Raw genomic sequence first — 19,315 nt, forward strand, 5'->3', positions numbered from 1 at the left:
GACCTCGTGTCGAAATATTACGATCAGCTCGCGGCTTCGATGGGCGGTGGCGATCAGTAAGCAGAAGGGCCCCGTCTTCCGCGTTTTTCGTGGAGGGCCCGGGTGCCGCAGTCCGGCCGTTGGAGCGTTTTTGAGCGAAGTGGATGCCGGTTGGCGTGAAGAAAACGCGTTAAAACAACAATCCAGAGCTTCGGTTCTGATTCAATCAGAACGGAAGCTCTGGATCACGATCCGATTCGATCGAACCGGACCGTGATCTCGTCTGTCTGTTTGAACATGATCTTCCAGCGCAAACGCGTTCCGCCTTTGTGGCGAGGGAAAACCGGTTCTCACTTCTCCAGATCGTAGGCAAGGAACTCCAGCACGCTCTCGCAATATCTCTGCGGGGCCTGTTCGAACATCGGATGGGTCGCGCCCGGAATCATCGCGGTCCGTGAATCCGGGACATGCGCCGCCAGCGCATGCAGCACTTGCGGCAGTGCGCCTTTGGTGTTGGCGCCGCCGATGAACAGCGTGGGGACCTTGATCGCCTCCGCATCGGCCCTGGAAAAGGGCGGGCGCTGGTCGCGGGTCTGCCCGATCAAGGTCGTCGCGTTGTCGCGCAAGAGCTGTTTTGCCGCTGCCGGCAGTCGTTTCCAGGCTCCGGGGCCTTCCAGCGCATCGATGAAAAGCGTCAGGCCTCCCTCGATGTCGCCGTTGCCGATGATCTCGGCCGACGCCGCAATCCGCGCTGCGAGCGGCGAGGGACCGGGCTTGAATGCCGGATCGAGCGTGGCGTCGAGTTCTCCGCCGGGCTCGGCGAGGATCAATCGGCGCAGCAAATCAGGCCGCCGCTGCGCCACCCGGAACGAGACGTGGCCGCCGCGCGAATGGCCCATCAGGTGAACGGGCCCCGCATCCAGCCCCTCGATGAAGGCGATCACGTCGTCGACATGCTGAGCGATCGAATAGGTGTCGCCGACGCCGTCCCAATGTTCGGGAAAGAAATGCCGCAGGCTCACCGCGATCACGCGATGTCGCATCGACAGCGGCCCGAATATGCATGACCAGATCCGGAAATCGCACAGCGAACCATGCACGCAAACCAGCGGCAGACCCTGGCCGATGTCGAGATAGGCCATGTCGTATCCGTTGACGTGAAGGGTCTGCATGAGAAGGGCCGCGCCAAATGATGGGTGATTGTCCGGCAAATTGCCCCGGAATTCGGGTGGACCGCAACCGCTTTCGTACCTAGATTCGCAGGCAAACAAGAGCCGGGCCAGCCAATGAGCAATTTCCGCTTTGCGATTTTCGATAGCGCGATCGGCCGCTGCGGCGTCGTGTGGGGAGAGCGCGGTATCAGCGCGGTGCAACTGCCGATGGGAAGCGAGGACAAGACTCGCGGCCGTATCCTCCAGCGTTACGGTGACATCGCCGAAGCCGCGCCGCCGGCAGAAGTGCAAGGCGCGATCGACGGCATGGCGGAACTGCTTTCCGGCAAACCCAACGATCTCAAAGATGTCGTGCTCGACCTCGCCGAGGTTCCCGAGTTTCACCGCGGCGTCTACGACATCGCGCGCACCATCCCGCCGGGCAAGACCATGACCTATGGCGATATAGCCAAGCGGCTCGGCGGCGTGGAATTATCGCGCGACGTCGGCCAGGCGCTCGGGCGCAACCCCTGTCCGATCGTAGTGCCCTGCCATCGCGTGCTTGCCGCCGGCGACAAGCCCGGCGGATTTTCCGCCAATGGCGGCGTGGTGACAAAACTCAAGATGCTCGAGATCGAAGGCGCCGTCGTCAATTACACGCCGAGCCTGTTCGATTAAGCGATAGCACTTCTGAGCGAAGGGTTGTCCCGGACCTAGCATGATCGGTTCTGATTGAATCAGAACCGACGCTCTGGATTGTTGTCGTGACGCGTTTTTTCACGCGAACCGGAATCCATCCCGGATCAAGTCCGGGACAGGCTTTCGCTCAAAGCCGCTTTAGGCCGGCGGCGGCAACGAGATGTTCACCGAAGGCCGCTCCAGCATCTTCTGGTGGAAAGCGTCGAGTTTTGGGTAGGCCTTGCGCCAGCCGCAATCGGGAAAGCGGAAATCGGCGTAATCCAGCACGCAAACAAGGCCGATCTGTGCGATGTCGAACGTCCGTGACAGGACGTCCGGTTGCGCTTCAAAATGCGCCATGCCCAGCCATGCCCGGTGCCAGTGATCGTCCGACCATGCCTGCCAGCGCAGCGGCTGTGGTCGCACGATATTTTCGTAGCGGCAGAGCAGCATCGAATCCAGCATGCCCTGCAGCAGCGAATGGTCGCTCTTGACCTTCCATCGCGCCGGGCCGGATGCCGGAATGAGTTTTCCCCCGCCGGCGAGCTCGTCGAGATATTCAACGATCACGTAGGAATCGAGGATGATGTCGCCATTGTCGAGCAACAGCACCGGCAGTTTCTTCAGCGGGTTGATGTCGTGCGAATATGGCTCGTTGGGCTGGCCCGGCGCCACGGTCGTCGGCACGAATTCGATTTTGTCGATCAGGCCGAGTTCGATCGCGGCAATGCGCACCTTGCGGGCGAATGGCGAGGCCGGGGAAAAGGTGAGTTTCATTCGAAGCGCTTCCTGAAATTTTCTGACTTGGCCGGATGCGGTCATGGCCGTCCGCAGGGCGGCGCCACTTCCGCTTGCCCCGTCCCGGACATCCACGTCCTAAAAGCCTGATCGGCGGAAGGACGTGGAGGCCGGGGAGCCTGGTGCCGGGGATGTCCAGCGCCAACATGCGTTTCGCGCGTTGGTCTGGCCAAAGCGGGAGTTGCAGGGATGATGCGCAGGCTCACGCTTGCGCTTCGATGATCTCCTGGCGCTGCTCGCCCAGTCCCTCGATGCCGAGCGTGACGACATCGCCGACATTGAGGAATTTCGGCGGTTTCATGCCGATGCCGACGCCGGGCGGCGTGCCCGTGGTGATGATGTCGCCGGGCAGCAATGTCAGGAATTGCGAGACATAGGAAATGCACTTGGCCATGGAAAAGATCATGGTCGAGGTCGATCCGGTCTGGCAGCGCTTGCCGTTGACGTCGAGCCACATCGAAAGCTTCTGCACGTCCGGAATTTCATCTCTGGTCACCAGCCAAGGGCCGACCGGCCCGAAGGTGTCGTGCGACTTACCCTTGGTCCAGGTGCCACCACGTTCCATCTGGAAGTTGCGCTCCGACACGTCGTTGCAGACGCAATAGCCGGCGACATGATTGAGCGCGTCGGCTTCGGAAACATATTTGGCGCGGGTGCCGATGATGGCGGCGATCTCGACTTCCCAGTCGAGTTTGGTCGAGCCGCGCGGCTTCTCCACGGCGTCGTTCGGGCCGCAAAGGCTGGTATTGGCCTTCAGGAAGAAGATCGGCTCCGGCGGAATCGGGTTGCCGGTTTCCTTGGCGTGGTCGACGTAATTCAGGCCGATCGCGACGAATTTGGAGATACCGGAGACCGGCGCGCCGAGCCGCGGTTTGCCGTCGACGGCGGGAAGCTTGGAGGGGTCGAGGGCGGCGAGCTTGGCCAGCGAGGCCGGCGCATAGGCCGCGCCGTCGAGGTCCTTCACATGCGCCGAGAGATCGCGCAATTGGCCGGATTTATCGACCAGGCCGGGCTTTTCCGCACCCAACGCACCGTAACGAACAAGCTTCATTTCAGTCACTCCCTTTGAGGGTTTTCTTGGGGTTTTCCTCGCCTGACACGCTTCATGGAACAGCGCGGGGCGAAATTCAACTGCCGGGGCTGCCGTTCGGGCCTGTCAGCCGATAAATTTAAAGGCATCAAATTTAAAGGCATCGCCATCCCGCCTGATATGGCCGGCGTCAAAATGGCCCCCGATCACCAGCGTCGGCGTGTCGGCAAAACGGGCGAATAATTCGCGCCGCGTCACCGCCGATTGCAGGGGATCGGAATCCGCGGTCGACGACCAGTCCAGATGCGCCATCTGGCAGGGATGATGGGCGGCATCGCCGGTCAGCAGCCCCTCCTCGCCGTCCGATGCGATGTGCAGGCTCAGATGTCCCGGGCTGTGGCCGGGGGTCGATATCAGGGTGATTTCATCACAGATTCTGGCATCGCTGGCGACGAGGTCGACCTTGCCGGCATCGGCGACCGGCTTCACGGAATCGTTGAAGATGGCGCGCTTGTCGGGCTCGTCGCTGTGGTCGCGCCAGTGCTCATATTCGGTCTTGCCGAAAACGTAGCGCGCGTTGGGGAAGGTCGGCACCCATCGGCCGCCGGCCAGTTTCGTATTCCAGCCGACATGGTCAACGTGCAGATGCGTGCATAGCACGGTGTCGATGCTGTCAGCGGGAAAGCCGGCAGCCGTGAGCCGGTCGAGGAAAGGCCCGTTGCGATGATTCCAGCCCGGCACCTTGCGGCCTTCCTTGTCGTTGCCAAGTCCGGTATCGACCACGATGCGGCGCGACGGCGTCTCGACCACCAGCGAATGGATCGACATCTTGAGGCGGCCTTCGCCGGTGGCGAAATGCGGGATGAGCCAGGGCAATTTCTGGATTTCCTCGTTGCCGGCCAGGGGCAGGATGAATCGGGTGCTGCCGACGGTCTCCAGTTCGACGATTTTGGTGATTTTGACCCTGCCGATCGTCCAGTGCATCCGGCGCTTCCTTCGGTGCTGATTTTCCAGAGCATGATCCGAACCCGGAGGGCCGCGTTAGCGCAAAGTGGAAACCGGTTTTCCCTCGCGACCAACGCCGAACGCCTTTGCGCAGGAAGATCATGCTCAAACAGAACGTTGGAGCTGGATGACGATTCGAAGAAAAGTCATCCCGCTCTGGTGGCAAAGGATGCTGTTTTCCGCTTTTCTGTGCAATGGATCATCTCGCAACACCGGGCGTTATCGGGGTGCCAGACAAGGAGCGTGCGATGCCAGAACTCGGGATTTCGTCGGAGAAAGTCGGCTTTCTGATCGAGAAGGCGCGGGAATTCGACGTCAAGGAAGGGGTTTCCGATCCGGATTCCGGATCGAACGGCGCCGATGACGGCATGATCGATGTGCTCGAGGATAACGGGCGGGACCCGGTGGTGCGCGAGATCACGGGCTTCATCAACGCGCTGACCGAGGACGAGCAGATCGATCTCGTCGCTCTGATGCGGCTCGGCCGTGGCGACGGCACCATCGAGGATTGGACGGATCTGCGCCGGGAAGCGGCGGACGGCCGCAATGGCCGCACCGCGGATTATCTGTTGGGCGAGCCGATGCTGGGCGATTTTCTGGCCGAGGGGCTCGACGCGTTCGGCCTGTCCTGGAGCGACGAGCGGACCACGCCGATCCAGTAGGGCCGCTTGGGGGATTAGAGCGTTTTCGAGCGAAGTGGATGCCGGTTCGCGTGAAGAAAACGCATCAAAACAACAACCTACAGTTTCGGTTCTGATTCAATCGGAACCGATCATGCTCTACGGCTGTATCCGGCCTGTAATCCCTCGCCGGGAGCGCCGAAGCGATCCGGGCGAGGGTCTTCTTTTTACTTTCGTTCAGAGCGTGCCCGGATAGGCGCCGCCGTCGAGCAGGATGTTCTGGCCGGTGATGAAGCCGGCCTTGGCGCCGCACAGGAAGGCGCAGGCCAGGCCGAATTCCTCGGGATCGCCGAAGCGGCCGGCCGGGTTAAGCTTGGCGCGTTCAGCGAGCACCTGGTCCGGCGTAATGCCGCGCTTGTCGGCTTCGCCCTTCGCCGTGCCAAGCAGGCGATCGGTTTCGAACGGGCCCGGCAACAGGCCGTTGATGGTGACATTGTTGATCACCGTCTTGCGCGAAAGGCCGGCGACAAAGCCGGTGAGGCCGGCACGCGCGCCGTTGGAGAGGCCGAGGATTTCGATCGGCGCTTTCACCGCGGCGGACGTGATGTTGACGATGCGGCCGAACTTGCGCCCCATCATGCCGTCCACCGTCGCCTTGATCAGCTCGATCGGCGTCAGCATGTTGGCGTCGATCGCCTTGATCCAGTCGTCGCGGGTCCAGTTGCGGAAATCGCCGGGCGGCGGGCCGCCGGCATTGTTGATCAGGATATCCGGATCCGGACAGGCCTTCAGCGCCGCTTCGCGGCCGGCCGGCGTGGTGATGTCGCCCGCGACTTCCGTCACGGTAACGCCGGGATAGCTCTTGCGGATTTCTGCGGCGGTTTTCGCCAGCGCCTCGGCGCCGCGCGCGGTCAACGTGACATGCACGCCTTCGGCGGCAAGCGCGATGGCGCAGGCCCGTCCCAAGCCCTTGCTGGATGCGCATACGATGGCGCGGCGGCCTTTGATTCCAAGATCCACAGTCTCACTCCCGTTACGTCGGATGATTTGCGATAGTCCGGTCTCCCACTTTAGCCAAGTCGGGCGGCCGTGATAAGGGATTCCCAACAATTTGCGATCGCGAAAATCGCGACTATCACGATGTTGGTATCTCCGGGAGGTTCGTCATGCCAGACCTATTCGACGTCAGCCAGGAGGTCGTTCTGGTCACCGGCGCCTCGCAGGGGCTGGGCAGGCAGTTCGCGCGGGTGCTGTCCGCACACGGCGCCGCCGTGGTGCTGGCGGCGCGCCAGACCGCCAAATTGCAAAGCCTGGAACAGGAAATCCGCGGGCGCGGCGGCCGCGCTGCCGCGGTCGAGATGGACGTAACCGATACGGCATCGATCAGCAAAGCGATCGACAGCGCCGAGGCCGCGCTTGGGCCCATCAGCGTGCTCATCAACAACGCCGGCATCGCGGTGGAAAAGCTCGCGGTCGATCAGACCGAGGCCGATTTCGACGCCGTGATCAATGCCAACCTCAAGGGTGCATATTTCGTCACGACGGAGGTGGCGCGGCGGATGATTGCGCAAAGGCGGCAAGGCAACATCGTCAATGTCGCTTCCGTGCTCGGCTTAGGCGTGATGAAATCTGTTTCGCCCTATGCGATTTCCAAGGCCGGGCTGCTGCAGGCCACCAAGGCGATGGCGCTGGAGCTCGCCGCCAACAATATCCGCGTCAACGCGCTGGCGCCCGGCTATATCGACACCGACATCAATCACGAGTTCTGGTCGACGCCGGCCGGCGAACGGCTGGCGAAACGGATTCCGCAGCGCCGCGTCGGCGCCGAGTCCGACCTCGACGGCGCGATCCTGCTGTTGGCGTCAAATGCCTCGCGCTACATGACCGGCAGCGTCGTGACCATCGATGGCGGGTTCTTGCTGACGTGACGCAGGGATTTCTCCGCCTGCCATTGCAAGGCGCCGCCCGATGACGGGCTCCGCGACGAGGCAATCCAGTGTCCTTGCGCGGCCTGTGCGAACTTTTGCGGAACTTCGATCAAAGCGATCCTTTTGGCCCGATTTCCTGTAGTCTGCCTGTCATAAAATCCCGGAAAATGGTGTTTCGGCCCTTTCCAAAGCGCCCATGCGTTGATACATACCTCGCGACCCAGGGGCGTTCGCCCGGGTTGCCTTCTCAGGAAGTCTCGGGACGGGATTGATCGGCGCCTTCGGGCGTGGGCGGTTCATTTCGGCTCCGGCTTTGGAAGGCACGAAACAGTTTATCGCGGGGTGGAGCAGCCCGGTAGCTCGTCAGGCTCATAACCTGAAGGTCATAGGTTCAAATCCTATCCCCGCAACCAAGATTTGATAGCAATATCAGTGGATTGGCCCGCCTCTGGCGGGCTTTTTCATGCCTTACAAGCCCTTTCCAGACAGTGTCTGAAAAACCCTTTTTCTCCCAATCAGTTAGGCGGATTCCGCAGTCGTTTGGCAGCCGTTACAAAAAACTCCAAGGCACAAAGCGGGCTTCGTTTCGGGCAGATTCCAACCCCAATGCGCCCCCCGAAGGTCTCGTTGGAAGAATTCACGCTGTCAGTTGTGAGTTACGGCCAAATTGGCGCAACCGCAGGTGCAGCCAATACGTGCAAAATTATTATCTTACAACTTTAGAGAGAGGCGAGCATATCGGTCACCTCTCGGGCCGCGGGATGGAACAGCCTGGTAGCTCGCAAGGCTCATAACCTTGAGGTCGCTGGTTCAAATCCGGCTCCCGCAATCAATCTGCAGAAGCTTGACGGAGGGTAGCCTTGAGAGCCAGGATTCGAGTCCCTCCTTGCTACCCATTTCCAGGGTAAGCCGGGTCCGGCTGGTTAATATCTCAACAAGAGCGTTGCCTCATAGATACTGAAATGAGCCGATCAGCGGAGCCCCAGATAAGCGAGGGGAGGACTGCCGAAAGCGCGCCGGAACATCAGAGTGAAGGCCGCCGGGCTCTCATAACCAAGCTCACATGCAACCGTGGCAACGGGCTCCCCTGCGGCCAAGCGTGGCATCGCACACATCAAGCAAGCCTGCTGACGCCAAGCCATGAAACTTGTTCCGGTTTCACGCGTGAACAGCCGAGTGAAAGATCGGCGGCTCATGCCGAGCGCCGCGGCCCATGAATCCACCGTCTCGTGGATGTTCGGTCGCTCCACAAACTGACGACAAAGCTCCGAAAGGCGTCCTTCCGTTGGAAAATGCAGCGACGGCGGTAGTACCGGCGATTGGCGCATCTCATGTTGAACCAACTCCATCAACGCGCCCGAGCGCCCTGCAAGCTCGTATTCGAGAGGCAGTTCCGCCGCTTCTTTAATAAGGGTGCGCAAGAAGGGGGAGATGCTCACAACCTGGCAATCGCTCGGCATACCCTCGATTGCGTCCGGTTCGACGTAAAGGCTGAGCAAAAAGACGTCCCTTACCATCTGCACCTGATGAATGGTCGCTGGTGGTATCCACATGCCTCGCTGCGGTGGCATTACCCATGTGCCCCTAGAAGTCGAGAGCACGATCAATCCGGTCGCCCCAACAATCAGTTGTCCGCGCCTATGTTGATGCCACTGAATCAGAAACCCATTTCGAAAAAGGTGGCCAAACGCAATGACAGGCCGCGGGGTGTGCTCCACTCTGCGAATATCAACTGCTCCAACCACCGGCCTACCCAGATAATAAGTCTACCCAACATCGGCGACAGGACGCATCACCATTGGTTTTTGTCCTAGCTTGATGAACGCATGACTTTGCACAGGGCAGCCTGTCCGCGCAAGCAACACAGACCATTCCGCAATGACAACCAAATCGAGATACTTTCTCGCAACGTCGCCACTCGCGGCAAGTTTGCCGCGCGGGAATAGTGCTGCCATAGGTTCCCGGCAACGGATCATCCGTCAGACGCCGCGCTAACGCGGTACATCAGGGAGGGCGCCGGATGGGATGTTGGGGTCAGTATTCAAATTGCATCTGCGCCCGTAGATATCGATCTTTGCATTTCCGGAAAGAGATGTTGATCGTCCGATGGCCGCTATCTTTCTGTAGAACGTCTTATTTGATCAGGTCGATAGCTATCGAGACTGGGCCAGTTTTGTTGTCCCCGAACAACACCTCGTTTCCCGATCGCTCATTTTAGACACTTTCAAACCGTGCGTCCGATGCAATTCCGATGGAGACGCTGCAAAGCGTTCCGGGCGGCAGCGCTGATCACTGCCGATGGGAATGGGAATTTCGGATGTCCAATAAGACTTTTAAGAAGGCTGCGTGGCTCGGTGTCTCAAGCGGCCTCGTCCTAATCGCTTCAAATCACATAAACACCGCAGCTCACGCCCAGACTGCGCAGACGCTGCCTCCGGTGACGGTAGATGCCCCGAAAGTAAAACGAGCCAAGCCTAAGGTCGTTCAAGCAACAAGCCATAGCAGGGTCGCGGCCCGAAACGCGCATACCTCTCAGGGGTACAGCGACACTGCATCACCGTCGGCCGGGCCTGGCGCCGGGACGCGGCGGGCCGAGTCGGCTTGGGGACATGTCGAAGGTTATGTCGCGACACGAAGCGGCACCGGCACCAAGACCGATACCCCGTTGGTCGAAACCCCGGCGGCGATTTCCGTCGTGACGCAAGACCAGATACAGGCGCAGGGCGCACAAAGCATTTCTCAGGCGGTGCGATACGTGCCGGGCGTCACGGCTGAGCAGGCCGGCGCCGATATGCGTTTCAATAATATCTACGTGCGCGGCTTTCTGGCCGATCAGTATCTGGATGGAATGAAACTGTTCAACCTCGGTTTCGCCTATCCGATTATCGAACCATACAATCTCGAACGCGTCGAGGTTCTACATGGTCCGGCCTCAGTGCTCTACGGTCAAGCATCGCCCGGCGGTCTGCTCGACATGGTCAGCAAGCGCCCGACGGAGGATCCGTATCACGAGATGTTCCTGTCGACCGGCAGCTACGGACGTATCCAGGGCGGCGTGGACCTGAGTGGACCGATTGATCAGAATAAGGAATGGCTCTACCGTTTCACCGCATCCGGGTTCGATGTGGGCAGCCAAGTAGACTTTACGCGATACGAGCGCGTCTCAATCGCGCCGTCTCTCACGTGGCGCCCCGACAATGATACGACAATCACCTTTCTTGGGACCTACCAGAACGACCCGAAGGCCGGCTTCTACAACACGCTGCCAGCGAAGGGCTACGGAACGCTGTCTCCACTAGCGAATGGCCAGTTCATTCCCACTAGCTTCTATCCTGGCGTGCCCAGCCAGGACCAGATGAGTCGTGAGTTGGGACAGATCGGCTATGTGGCCGAGCACCATTTCGACAATGTCTGGACTGTCAGGCAAACCTTCGATACAGCGACGAAACCAGTACGATTTCGACGGTTTTCCCGACTGGCGTTTCAGCGACCGATCCGAACAGCTTGGCGAGATCGGCCTTCTTTGAAAACGATAGAGGACGCGCATTCACTCTCGACAATCAGGCCGAAGCGAAATTCGCAGCTGGTCCCTTCACGCATACCACCTTGTTCGGCGTCGATTACCAAAACGACACGTTAGACTACACCTCGGGCGGCGCACCGGCCGGCTTCGCAGTTCCCACAATCAGCATCACAAATCCTAACTACAATACGCCCGTCCCAATGGTAGCTACGTCGGCAGCCAATCAGAATTTTAATCAGATCGGCCTCTATGCGCAGGACCAGATTAAGTTCGACCATTGGGTTGCGTTGCTTGGCGTCCGTTGGGACCGGGCGGATTCGACCACACAAACCACGGCGCTTGCGACAGGCGCTGCAACGACCACGCAATTGTCGAACGATGCGGTGACGAAGCGCGGTGCATTGCTCTACAAGTTCGATAGCGGCATCGCACCGTATATTCAGTATACGGAATCCTTCCAGCCGCAGACCGGCGTCGCTTTCGGCGGTAGTCCCTTTGTGCCGACAACCGGCCAACAGGAGGAGGCCGGCATCAAGTATCAGCCGAACGAGAAGTCGCTGTATACGATGGCGATCTTCAATCTGTTACAGCAGAATGTGCTGACACCAGATCCCAATCCTGCGCATCCCAATTTTAGTGTCCAGACCGGCGAAATCCGTTCGCGGGGCCTTGAATTGGAGGGCAAGACCCAGATCGACCGTAGCCTATCGCTGTTGGCATCCTACACTTACATTGACGACGTCATTACCCGGAGCAATGTGGCCTTTGAGGCCGGACGACGCGCAGTCGGCATTCCGATGAACTCGGCGTCGCTCTGGGCGGATTATACATTCCACGGTGGCCGGCTTGATGGTTTCGGCGTGGCCGGTGGCGTGCGCTATGTTGGCGATACCCCAGGGAATCTCACCGGCCCGACCGTCCTGGACGTACCTGCAGTAACGCTGTTCGACGCGGCCATGCACTATGACTTTTCTGCGCTCGAGCCTCAGTTCAAGGGTTATTTCCTGCAAGTCAACGCAACGAACCTGTTCGACAAGACCTATGTGACATGGTGTCAGGACGCCAACTGTTGGTATGGATTACGCCGCCAAGTCTTGGCCACCCTCAGGTATAAGTGGTAACTCCCATATATGTCCCGTCTTGCAGTTCGGCGCTGGTTCTGGGTGCATAAGTGGTCAAGCCTCGTATGCACCGCTTTCCTCCTGCTGCTTTGTGTTACGGGGCTTCCGCTTGTATTCCGGGATGAAATCGGGTCTTGGTTAGATCACGATCCACCTTATGCTTCGGTGCCCGAGGGGGCACCGATTGTCAGCCTTGACAGTGTCGCCAAGACTGCACGCAGGCTTTATCCAGGACAGGTCATCGGATCGATATTTATCGATGATGACGAGCCCCGGATCATGGTTTACATGGCGTCGTCCTGGGCCGCCTGTGTCGCAGACCGAAGTTTGTCGCATTGGATCAAATTCGATGCCCATACGGGTGAGGGGCTGAGGCAATCGAAATTGTTTAGCGAAGATGATTGGTTCCTTGAAGTCATGCTCAGCCTGCACCGGGCCTGGTTGCGGGCCTTACGGGCGAATTGTTCCTGGGACTAATGGCGCTTCTTTGTGGTCGCGCTAATTTCGGGCGCTGCGTTCTATACGCTATGGGTGCAACATGGCCAAGAAGATCGTGGGGCGCGCCTGTTTTGAAAATCTACGAACTTGATCTAATGATATTTAAGGATCTTGCGAGACGGTGACGTCCCATCTCATCTCTTGAACCTCGACCGGTTGACCCACCGCTGCGACATCGTCGAGACCGATAACGACAGCTGGTGATTCAAAAGCCGCGACGACGATCACATAACCGCGCTTATCCCGTCTCCGCAACCCCTGCCGGCTCCGACGAGACGGGCGCTACCAGCAAAACTCGTCGCGCAGAGAGGTCAAAATTGGACGCCGGTGAGGGGGCAAATTTGAACGCCGGTTGACGACCACATCCAAAAATTATCGATCGAGGCATCTGAGATGCCGGGTTTGTCGGCATTTAATCAGATGCCGTGAACAGGATAAATCCGGCACAAGACATGCATCCTGTGACTACACTCGACCGTCAAACGGCCATCGAATCTCGTTCACGGGGCATTTTATGAAAAAATCAGTTGCGACCGCAATTCTCATCGGTGTGATCGGACTTTCGGCGGCTTCGGCGCAAAGTCCCAAGCCGGGCGGAACCGTGTACGTCGCACTCACGCCAGAGCCTCCGATGCTGATGCAGGGCTTGAACCAGAACGGCCCGACTAACATGGTCGCGGGCAATATCTATGAGTCGCTGCTGCGCTACGATGAGAAGCTGAATCCGCAGCCATCGCTTGCCAAAAGCTGGGAAACATCCGCGGACGGGAAAGTTTACACCTTCAAGCTGCAAGAGGGTGTGACCTGGCATGACGGAAAGCCGTTTTCCGCCGATGACGTAGTTTTTTCACTCGACAAGTTTCTTCGTGAAGTGCATCCGCGCTGGCGTCCGATCGTGAACGGGCAAGTGGATAAAATCGAGAAGGTCGACGATCTGACCGTGAGGATCACGTTGAAGCAGCCATTCGGTCCGTTGCTGCTATCCCAGGAGGTGGCGAGTGCGCCGATCGTTCCCAAGCATATCTATGAAGGGACGGATTATCGCACCAACCCGATGAATAATACTCCGATCGGGACGGGGCCGTTCAAGTTCGCGGAGTGGAAAAAAGGTTCGTACATCCGGCTCGTCAAAAATCCTGATTATTGGCAGAAGGGCAAGCCGTATCTCGATGAGATCTATTGGGAGATCATCCCGGATGCCTCCTCTCGCGCGATTGCCTATGAAACCGGCAAGATCGATGTACTGACCGGCGGCTCAGTCGATATTTACGACATCGCCCGCCTGTCGAAGTTGCCCAACAGCTGCGCGACCACCAAGGGCTGGGAGATGTTTGCGCCTCATGCGTGGCTGACGCCGAATATCGCGCGCGGCGGACCGCTCGCTAACAAGCAGTTCCGCCAGGGGATGATGTTCGCGCTCGATCGCGATTTGGCTAAGGATGTCGTCTGGAGCGGGTTGGGAAAAATAGCAACCGGGCCGATCTCATCCAAGACCAGGTTCTATTCGGCGGATGTGCCGAAATATACCTACGATGTCGCCAAGGCAAAGGAGCTTATCAAGGCCTCCGGTTACAAGGGTGAGCCGATAAAACTGCTGGCTCTCCCGTATGGCGAGGTCTGGAATCGCTGGGCCGAGGCGGTCAAGCAAAACCTGACCGAAGCCGGCATCAACATCGACATCGAAACAACCGACGTGCCGGGCTGGACTCAGAAAGCCAGCAATGGCGAATTCGACCTGACCTTCAATTATCTCTATCAACTCGGCGATCCTGCGATTGGGGTCGCGCGAAGCTACATCTCAACCAACATCGTCAAGGGAAACCCTTTCGGCAACCAGGGTGGCTACGTGAATCCCGAGGTAGACAAGCTCTTCGCCGATGCGTCGATAGCGCCGTCCGATGCAGCCCGGCAAGAGCTCTACACCAAGGTGCAGCAACTTCTGGCCGACGAGGTGCCGGTGTTATGGCAGCTCGAGATGGACTTCACGACGATCTACCGCTGCAACGTCAAGAACCTGGTTTCCACCGCGATCGGCGTCAATGACGGCTTCAGGGATGCGTGGAAGGAATGAGGCGCGTCCGGGATCGGTCGACGCCCAAAGGCGTTGGCCGGCTTCGGTCGTGTTCACCGAAAGGCTTGCACGGTTTATCGCGGAATGGAGTAGCCCGGTAGCTCGTCAGGCTCATAACCTGAAGGTCATAGGTTCAAATCCTATCCCCGCAACCATCTCAACTTGCGAAACCCCAGCCCCAGTGGCTGGGGTTTTCGTTTTGAGAGAAATCGCCAAGATTCCAGCCAGATCGCCCCTGACGTCGATCTTCAATTCGCCGGCCTCGGGCGTGAGGATGATCGCCTTCACGAGGGAACGCAGAATCTCGCCGGCCTTTAGCCGGGTTGCCTCGGTATCGTCCTGTAGCGCTTCGTGAAGGGCGCCGACCTGTTCGCGGTAGAACGTCGCCATCTCGGGATGAAGAAGGGGCGGTGGCACCTCTGCCTCGGCGAGCTGCTGCTCAAGCTCGGCTTTCCGGCCCTCAAGCTGGACCATCTTGGCGTTAATTCTGTCCGCCGCTCCGCCCTTGAGGATCAGATCGAGCAGTTTATCTAGCTCGCGATCGATCCGTTTCACTTCCGACCGCGCCGCCTCGATCGACGCCGAGCCTTCCATCCGAAGGCGGTTCATCTCGCGCGTGAACTCGTCGCAGAACTCCTTGAACAGCGCAGGGTCCATCAGATGATATCGTAGTGCGTTCAGCACGCGTGTCTCCAGCCGGTCGCGCGGGATGCTCTTCCGATTCTCGCAAGTCCCCTTGTTCCTTGCCGTTGAGCAGCCGATTAGGTCAGCCGAGATCATGGCGTATCCGCCACCGCAGCATGCGCACTTTATCAACCCCGAAAATATGTATTTCGGACGCCGACGGTCGCGGAAGCTGTTTTGGACCTTGCTCCCATCGTCACCACGTTTGGTCTTGACGGCAGCTTGTCGTGCCTTTGTGGTGTTCCAGAGTTCATCGTCGATGATGCGCAACTCCGGCACATCTTGAATGATCCAATCGGCCGCTGGATTGGGCCGCGCCTGGCGCTTGCCGGTCTCGGGGTCCTTGATGAACCGCTGCCGGTTCCAGACGATCCGGCCGATATACATTTCGTTGTTCAGGATACCATTGGCGCGCTTGGCGTTGCCGTTGATGGTGCTGAAGCCCCAATCGCCACCGCCAGGCGCCGGGATACCATCCTTGTTAAGCTCGGCAGCGATCCGCTTCGCCGATTTGCCAACGACATAGTCGCGAAAGATGCGGCGAACCACTTCGGCTTGCTCAGAATTAATCACGCGGTCGCCGCGGATCGGCTCGCCATTTGTCTGGAATTGCTTGACGACGTCATAGCCATAAGAATTTCCGCCGCCCGACTTGCCAAGCTCGACACGGCCACGCAGCCCGCGGCGCGTCTTGTCGGCGAGGTCCTTCAGAAAGAGCGCGTTCATCGTGCCCTTGAGGCCGACATGCAGATGCGTAACCTCTCCCTCGGACAGGGTAACGATCTTTACGTTGGCATAGGCCATGCGCTTGAACACGCCGGCGATGTCTTCCTGGTCGCGAGAGAGGCGATCCATCGCCTCCGCCAGGACTATCTGAAACCGCCCGCGCAAGGCGTCGGCAATAAGCGCTTGGACACCGGCGCGCAGCAGTGACGCACCCGAAATCGCGTGGTCGGAATATTCCTCAACGATTCGCCAACCCTGCTTTTCGGCATAGGCACGGCAGACGCGGAACTGGTCCGCGATCGATGCGTCGCGTTGGTTGTCACTGGAGTAGCGGGCGTAAAGCGCGACCTTCATGAAACGGCCTCCGGTGGAATCAGGAGCGTTTCGAACCTTGCTCCTTCTCGGCTTGATCGTACCACTGCCGCGCCGCATGGCGAGCCAGAAGTCGCACGAATTCGACAAGGCGTGGATCGGGCGCGCTGCCGCCCTCGGGCGCAAGCGTCAGTTCCGGTTCGCTGCGCCGGGCGATACCTTTGCGCTTTTGAACAGCAGCGCCTTTTATCGTCATGCCATTGACCGTCGGTTGCGCCGTGATAATCCCGAGCATCAACAGTATGATCAACAACAACAAAAACTCCACGCCAGGCTCCGGATAGAGCCGGCGTCTTCGAGCGCACGACTTCGGCCTTTGGCGTACTGGATCGCATTCTGGCGTCGCGCGAAAACTTGCGCGCTTCGGCTTGATTGGGAGGTAACGATTGCGTCATCAGATCATACCAGAATGGCGATATAGGTCGTGCGTTCAACTCGGTTAGACGTACCACTCATTTAGATAGTTGTCGGACGTCAATCATGCGTGCTGTTGCTTGGACCGTGATTTCGAAATGGTCCGTTTGCACGATATCCAAGATATTGCGCGGCCGATGCGCGACGACGTTGATGCCGGTGCGACGCCGCAGGCTGTCGTAGAGCAGTCCTGCGCCACCTGCCGTGCGAATATCCTCGCTAAGCTTCTGCGAAGCTTCATAACGTTCGCTTGCATACACGTCGGGGCGTGTGAGTTGCTGCCCTTTGATGTCGAGATAATCCCCGAGAAGCGTCGCGGTGTATGCCCTGTAGGTCCGGCTCATCGTGGCCGCGTTTCGAGCAACCGCTTCGCGCCGCAGGTGATGACCGACCTCAGCAGCCGCCGTACGAATATCGTCAGCCGCGTACCAGGCGCCAAGCTCCGGTCCGTTGAATCTCATTCCGCCGGGGGCGACGTGGAGAAAGGCCGCCATGACGATGCTGGAGTTGGGAGCGCCATACACCCATTCGCTCTGTGGCAGCCGATTGATACGTTCTGCCACCAGGCGGTCGTTCGTCCAACCGACGAGCTCCATCACCGCCGAAAGATCGGCCGCTGTCGCGACCGTATCGAACAGCCCAATCGGAGGAAATTGTGAGGGGATCAGGCGATGCGCAGGCCGCGGCGAGGGTGCGAAAACGTCCGTCACCGGAAGACGATCTCCGTGTCGTCGTAAGGCGTGAAGGCTTCGTCTATCGTGTTCGGCTGCATGTAGAGGCCGCCACGCGCGCCGTCGAGAAAGCGACGCACCGACAGCAACCCATCTTGAGAGCCATTCGTAATAAGGTCGAGCGGTGGGTGTCCTCCGAATACCACGCCGCTGTGGGGGCTTCGCAGCCACTCGATGCCGAGTCGTTCTTGCGGAAAGAGGATCCCAAGCGCCTGGTGGATGCCGAATACCGCTGAAATGCGCGTGAGAACGTCCACGTCAAGCGTGAAAGCGCCGTGCTCACGCGCCTGCTTGCACCAGTTATGGTAGGTGGACCGGGATGGATATCCGAGGATCAGGAGGCGTTGTTCTTCGGTCAATCCCCATAGATCCGCGATGGCGAGGAAGGTCCGCAAAGCTGGCGCGCTGAGCCGTCTCCGGTTGGCCGGCGCAAATCGTGAGCTGTCCAGGCGCTGAGGTCCTGTTATGGCCTTGGCCGGGCCCGGCGCGGGGTTATTTGACATCGGCTGCCCCTTGTCAAATTTGGATATAGTCCAAATCAGGACAAGATGCAACCCCTTCCTCGCAGGCTTCGAACCATGCACACATGGGATTTGTGGGCTCGCGCAGGAAGGGAAAACGGTCGGGATCACGGAGAATAGTCACGAGGTAAACCCTTGGCGATCGCTTCTATAAAGCCGGGTTCCATGTCCCGCGGGGTAGGTTATGATTGTCGGGTGAAGAGTGCGAGACGAGGGGATGCCGGAAAGATTGATTGCTTCGTCGCGCCGGAATCCGGGACTGACACCAACAAGCGTGGCTCGGTCGAACAAGGTAGCTGAGAGCATGTCCAGCGATGCCTCGATCGAATGGCTACGCGACACGCTGCGGGGTGTAATGAAGCTGCGAACGCCCGATTTTTCGGGCGTCGGGGTGATCGTTTGCGACTCGCCCGAGAGCTTGCCCATCGTGCCACTGGTTAGGTCGAGCCCTAGGCTCGACACGGAACATTTGATCTCGCAACTAGTGGCGATCTCCTCGCGAAGAAGCGACCATCACGACGGGTTTCACATCATTTCCGAAGCGGGACGGCTGACAAGGGTGGCTCAGTACTTTTCGCCTCCGATTATCCCGGATGCCGCCATCGATCGTTCCAAGCGCTTCGGAGGACGATATTTGGCGGCGCTCTACGGATCCGCGATTCCCGAAGTCCGGCTGTCCGGGATTGCCAGCGAGGGTTTCGGCATCGCGATCTTTCAAGCCTGTGGGGAAGTCTTCTTCGGGGACCAAGAGTGATAAGTATCCTGCCAATTACCCGCATCATTGGAATTGTCGCCATTTCGTACGGTGCCTGCGTCGCGTTCGTCGTCGTCCTGATTGGGAAATTCGGCGACTACCCTACCCTTTGGTCCAGCGTGGGCATTGCCATTTCAGGTGGGACCACGTTGAACGCTCTGCTGTTCTTCCTGATTTATTTTGGTTGGAAGCGGATATGGTCGATGTTTCCGGGACTTAATCGGCTCGTCTTTCCCGACCTGAACGGCTCATGGAATATGAGCATCCATTGGCAGAATGCGGAGAAGAACGGATTTGTTACCGCGAAGGCTCAGATCAAGCAGAATCTTCTGCGGATTAGCATGGAGGTTTTCTCGCGTGACTCGGATTCCGAAACATTGATTGCTCTTCCCAAACGAGATTCCGAATCCGGGAGGCCGATCCTGTATTACGTCTATCGCGTGGTGCCGAAGAACATAAAAGTCGATGCAGGCGCCTCATACGAGGGGTCCGCAATCTTGAAGATTTCGACCTCAAGCTTCGACCGATTGAGCGGAAACTACTTCACGAGCCGGCGAACGACGGGGCATTTCGAGCTGAGCCGCTGAGGCTAATCGCTACCGCTAAACCTGCCGCCGATCCTATTCATCATCGCGGATATCCAGCTGTCGAAGTCGTCCCACTTTGGCCATCGTGAGAGGTCGCCCGCCGTCACTGGGTCCGCAGTATGTC

Annotated in this window: 20 protein-coding genes, 3 tRNA genes and 3 pseudogenes (1 of these 26 cut by a window edge); 15 read left to right on the forward strand and 11 right to left on the reverse strand. The window is 58.9% G+C overall.

Features of this window, described 5'->3' with window-relative positions; genetic code table 11:
- On the forward strand, positions 1 to 60 hold the 3' end of the coding sequence (locus tag HB630_RS14800) for a hypothetical protein (protein ID WP_213773008.1). It extends 528 nt beyond the left edge of the window; 60 of the gene's 588 nt are visible here — the last part of the coding sequence; its start codon lies beyond the left edge, outside the window; it ends in the stop codon at positions 58 to 60.
- Between the two features lie 269 nt (positions 61 to 329).
- On the opposite strand, the gene HB630_RS14805 is transcribed toward HB630_RS14800, so the two are convergent.
- Positions 330 to 1,151: an alpha/beta hydrolase gene (locus HB630_RS14805; RefSeq protein ID WP_213773009.1), complete on the reverse strand. Its 822-nt coding sequence runs from the start codon at positions 1,149 to 1,151 to the stop codon at positions 330 to 332.
- 114 nt (positions 1,152 to 1,265) lie between these two features.
- On the opposite strand from HB630_RS14805, the gene HB630_RS14810 reads away from it, so the two are divergent.
- Positions 1,266 to 1,808, forward strand: a complete 543-nt coding sequence (locus HB630_RS14810) for a methylated-DNA--[protein]-cysteine S-methyltransferase (RefSeq protein ID WP_213773010.1) — start codon at positions 1,266 to 1,268, stop codon at positions 1,806 to 1,808.
- Between the two features lie 159 nt (positions 1,809 to 1,967).
- Here the strand turns inward: HB630_RS14810 and HB630_RS14815 are convergent, their stop codons facing one another.
- The 3 genes from HB630_RS14815 to HB630_RS14825 form a co-directional block, all read right to left on the reverse strand.
- A complete protein-coding gene (locus HB630_RS14815) occupies positions 1,968 to 2,585 on the reverse strand; it encodes a glutathione S-transferase family protein (RefSeq protein WP_213773011.1) in 618 nt (205 codons plus the stop codon).
- Between the two features lie 223 nt (positions 2,586 to 2,808).
- Positions 2,809 to 3,657 (reverse strand): fumarylacetoacetate hydrolase family protein, encoded by an 849-nt coding sequence (locus HB630_RS14820; RefSeq protein ID WP_213773012.1) that lies wholly within the window; start codon positions 3,655 to 3,657, stop codon positions 2,809 to 2,811.
- A 105-nt stretch (positions 3,658 to 3,762) separates the two neighbouring features.
- Positions 3,763 to 4,620 carry an MBL fold metallo-hydrolase gene (locus tag HB630_RS14825; RefSeq protein WP_213773013.1) on the reverse strand — a complete coding sequence of 286 codons (858 nt, stop codon included), beginning with the start codon at positions 4,618 to 4,620 and terminating at the stop codon, positions 3,763 to 3,765.
- Positions 4,621 to 4,889: 269 nt separating this feature from the next.
- Between HB630_RS14825 and HB630_RS14830 the strand changes: the two genes are divergently transcribed.
- Positions 4,890 to 5,303 carry a DUF3775 domain-containing protein gene (locus HB630_RS14830; protein WP_213773014.1) on the forward strand — a complete coding sequence of 138 codons (414 nt, stop codon included), beginning with the start codon at positions 4,890 to 4,892 and terminating at the stop codon, positions 5,301 to 5,303.
- Between the two features lie 195 nt (positions 5,304 to 5,498).
- Here HB630_RS14830 and HB630_RS14835 read toward each other — a convergent pair whose 3' ends face one another.
- Complete coding sequence (locus tag HB630_RS14835; RefSeq protein WP_213773015.1) at positions 5,499 to 6,281, reverse strand: SDR family oxidoreductase; 783 nt, start codon at positions 6,279 to 6,281, stop codon at positions 5,499 to 5,501.
- A 146-nt stretch (positions 6,282 to 6,427) separates the two neighbouring features.
- On the opposite strand from HB630_RS14835, the gene HB630_RS14840 reads away from it, so the two are divergent.
- From HB630_RS14840 to HB630_RS14850, 3 genes are all read left to right on the forward strand, one after another.
- Positions 6,428 to 7,189 carry an SDR family NAD(P)-dependent oxidoreductase gene (locus HB630_RS14840; protein ID WP_213773016.1) on the forward strand — a complete coding sequence of 254 codons (762 nt, stop codon included), beginning with the start codon at positions 6,428 to 6,430 and terminating at the stop codon, positions 7,187 to 7,189.
- Between the two features lie 336 nt (positions 7,190 to 7,525).
- Positions 7,526 to 7,602, forward strand: a tRNA-Met gene (locus tag HB630_RS14845).
- 342 nt (positions 7,603 to 7,944) lie between these two features.
- Positions 7,945 to 8,018 (forward strand) — tRNA-Met (locus tag HB630_RS14850).
- A gap of 142 nt (positions 8,019 to 8,160) precedes the next feature.
- Here HB630_RS14850 and HB630_RS14855 read toward each other — a convergent pair.
- Positions 8,161 to 8,934, reverse strand: coding sequence for a helix-turn-helix transcriptional regulator (locus tag HB630_RS14855; RefSeq protein ID WP_346656091.1), 774 nt, complete (start codon positions 8,932 to 8,934; stop codon positions 8,161 to 8,163).
- 21 nt (positions 8,935 to 8,955) lie between these two features.
- Positions 8,956 to 9,144 carry a hypothetical protein gene (locus HB630_RS14860; protein WP_213773017.1) on the reverse strand — a complete coding sequence of 63 codons (189 nt, stop codon included), beginning with the start codon at positions 9,142 to 9,144 and terminating at the stop codon, positions 8,956 to 8,958.
- Positions 9,145 to 9,506: 362 nt separating this feature from the next.
- On the opposite strand from HB630_RS14860, the pseudogene HB630_RS28385 reads away from it, so the two are divergent.
- From HB630_RS28385 to HB630_RS28775, 7 genes and pseudogenes are all read left to right on the forward strand, one after another.
- Positions 9,507 to 10,094 (forward strand): annotated as a pseudogene (locus HB630_RS28385) (TonB-dependent receptor plug domain-containing protein); the annotation flags it as partial.
- Between the two features lie 551 nt (positions 10,095 to 10,645).
- Complete coding sequence (locus HB630_RS28390) at positions 10,646 to 11,833, forward strand: TonB-dependent receptor (RefSeq protein ID WP_346656102.1); 1,188 nt, start codon at positions 10,646 to 10,648, stop codon at positions 11,831 to 11,833.
- Positions 11,834 to 11,842: 9 nt separating this feature from the next.
- A complete protein-coding gene (locus HB630_RS14870) occupies positions 11,843 to 12,310 on the forward strand; it encodes a PepSY domain-containing protein (RefSeq protein ID WP_249780863.1) in 468 nt (155 codons plus the stop codon).
- A gap of 168 nt (positions 12,311 to 12,478) precedes the next feature.
- A pseudogene (locus tag HB630_RS28770) lies at positions 12,479 to 12,687 on the forward strand (IS21-like element helper ATPase IstB); the annotation flags it as partial.
- A gap of 158 nt (positions 12,688 to 12,845) precedes the next feature.
- On the forward strand, positions 12,846 to 14,402 hold the full coding sequence (locus HB630_RS14875) for an ABC transporter substrate-binding protein (RefSeq protein WP_213773282.1): 1,557 nt from the start codon (positions 12,846 to 12,848) through the stop codon (positions 14,400 to 14,402).
- Positions 14,403 to 14,480: 78 nt separating this feature from the next.
- Positions 14,481 to 14,557, forward strand: a tRNA-Met gene (locus HB630_RS14880).
- 196 nt (positions 14,558 to 14,753) lie between these two features.
- A complete protein-coding gene (locus tag HB630_RS28775) occupies positions 14,754 to 14,936 on the forward strand; it encodes a hypothetical protein (protein WP_346656092.1) in 183 nt (60 codons plus the stop codon).
- 144 nt (positions 14,937 to 15,080) lie between these two features.
- Here the strand turns inward: HB630_RS28775 and HB630_RS14885 are convergent.
- The 4 genes and pseudogenes from HB630_RS14885 to HB630_RS14900 form a co-directional block, all read right to left on the reverse strand.
- Positions 15,081 to 16,244, reverse strand: a pseudogene (locus HB630_RS14885) (recombinase family protein); the annotation flags it as partial.
- Positions 16,186 to 16,452 (reverse strand): hypothetical protein, encoded by a 267-nt coding sequence (locus HB630_RS14890; protein ID WP_213773018.1) that lies wholly within the window; start codon positions 16,450 to 16,452, stop codon positions 16,186 to 16,188. The gene HB630_RS14890 and the pseudogene HB630_RS14885, both read right to left, overlap by 59 nt.
- Positions 16,453 to 16,636: 184 nt before the next feature.
- Complete coding sequence (locus HB630_RS14895; RefSeq protein ID WP_213773019.1) at positions 16,637 to 17,308, reverse strand: RES domain-containing protein; 672 nt, start codon at positions 17,306 to 17,308, stop codon at positions 16,637 to 16,639.
- Positions 17,305 to 17,832, reverse strand: a complete 528-nt coding sequence (locus HB630_RS14900) for an MbcA/ParS/Xre antitoxin family protein (protein WP_213773020.1) — start codon at positions 17,830 to 17,832, stop codon at positions 17,305 to 17,307. Before HB630_RS14900 ends, HB630_RS14895 begins: the two co-directional genes overlap by 4 nt.
- Before the next feature lie 322 nt (positions 17,833 to 18,154).
- Here HB630_RS14900 and HB630_RS14905 point away from each other — a divergent pair, with 322 nt between their 5' ends.
- On the forward strand, positions 18,155 to 18,604 hold the full coding sequence (locus tag HB630_RS14905) for a hypothetical protein (protein ID WP_213773021.1): 450 nt from the start codon (positions 18,155 to 18,157) through the stop codon (positions 18,602 to 18,604).
- Positions 18,601 to 19,191, forward strand: coding sequence for a hypothetical protein (locus HB630_RS14910; RefSeq protein WP_213773022.1), 591 nt, complete (start codon positions 18,601 to 18,603; stop codon positions 19,189 to 19,191). The genes HB630_RS14905 and HB630_RS14910 overlap by 4 nt, the downstream gene beginning before the upstream one ends.
- Positions 19,192 to 19,315: the final 124 nt, after the last annotated feature.

It is taken from the genome of Bradyrhizobium sp. dw_78, assembly GCF_018449525.1.
Lineage (GTDB): Bacteria > Pseudomonadota > Alphaproteobacteria > Rhizobiales > Xanthobacteraceae > Bradyrhizobium.

Excerpts from the sequence above, each read along its gene's own strand:
- HB630_RS14905 (WP_213773021.1), top strand. The coding sequence starts at position 18,155 with ATGTCCAGCGATGCCTCGATCGAATGGCTACGCGACACGCTGCGGGGT.
- HB630_RS14820 (WP_213773012.1), bottom strand. The coding sequence starts at position 3,657 with ATGAAGCTTGTTCGTTACGGTGCGTTGGGTGCGGAAAAGCCCGGCCTG.
- HB630_RS14830 (WP_213773014.1), top strand. The coding sequence starts at position 4,890 with ATGCCAGAACTCGGGATTTCGTCGGAGAAAGTCGGCTTTCTGATCGAG.
- HB630_RS14810 (WP_213773010.1), top strand. The coding sequence starts at position 1,266 with ATGAGCAATTTCCGCTTTGCGATTTTCGATAGCGCGATCGGCCGCTGC.
- HB630_RS14815 (WP_213773011.1), bottom strand. The coding sequence starts at position 2,585 with ATGAAACTCACCTTTTCCCCGGCCTCGCCATTCGCCCGCAAGGTGCGC.
- HB630_RS14900 (WP_213773020.1), bottom strand. The coding sequence starts at position 17,832 with ATGTCAAATAACCCCGCGCCGGGCCCGGCCAAGGCCATAACAGGACCT.
- HB630_RS14875 (WP_213773282.1), top strand. The coding sequence starts at position 12,846 with ATGAAAAAATCAGTTGCGACCGCAATTCTCATCGGTGTGATCGGACTT.
- HB630_RS14840 (WP_213773016.1), top strand. The coding sequence starts at position 6,428 with ATGCCAGACCTATTCGACGTCAGCCAGGAGGTCGTTCTGGTCACCGGC.
- HB630_RS14825 (WP_213773013.1), bottom strand. The coding sequence starts at position 4,620 with ATGCACTGGACGATCGGCAGGGTCAAAATCACCAAAATCGTCGAACTG.
- HB630_RS14805 (WP_213773009.1), bottom strand. The coding sequence starts at position 1,151 with ATGCAGACCCTTCACGTCAACGGATACGACATGGCCTATCTCGACATC.
- HB630_RS14860 (WP_213773017.1), bottom strand. The coding sequence starts at position 9,144 with ATGGCAGCACTATTCCCGCGCGGCAAACTTGCCGCGAGTGGCGACGTT.
- HB630_RS14870 (WP_249780863.1), top strand. The coding sequence starts at position 11,843 with ATGTCCCGTCTTGCAGTTCGGCGCTGGTTCTGGGTGCATAAGTGGTCA.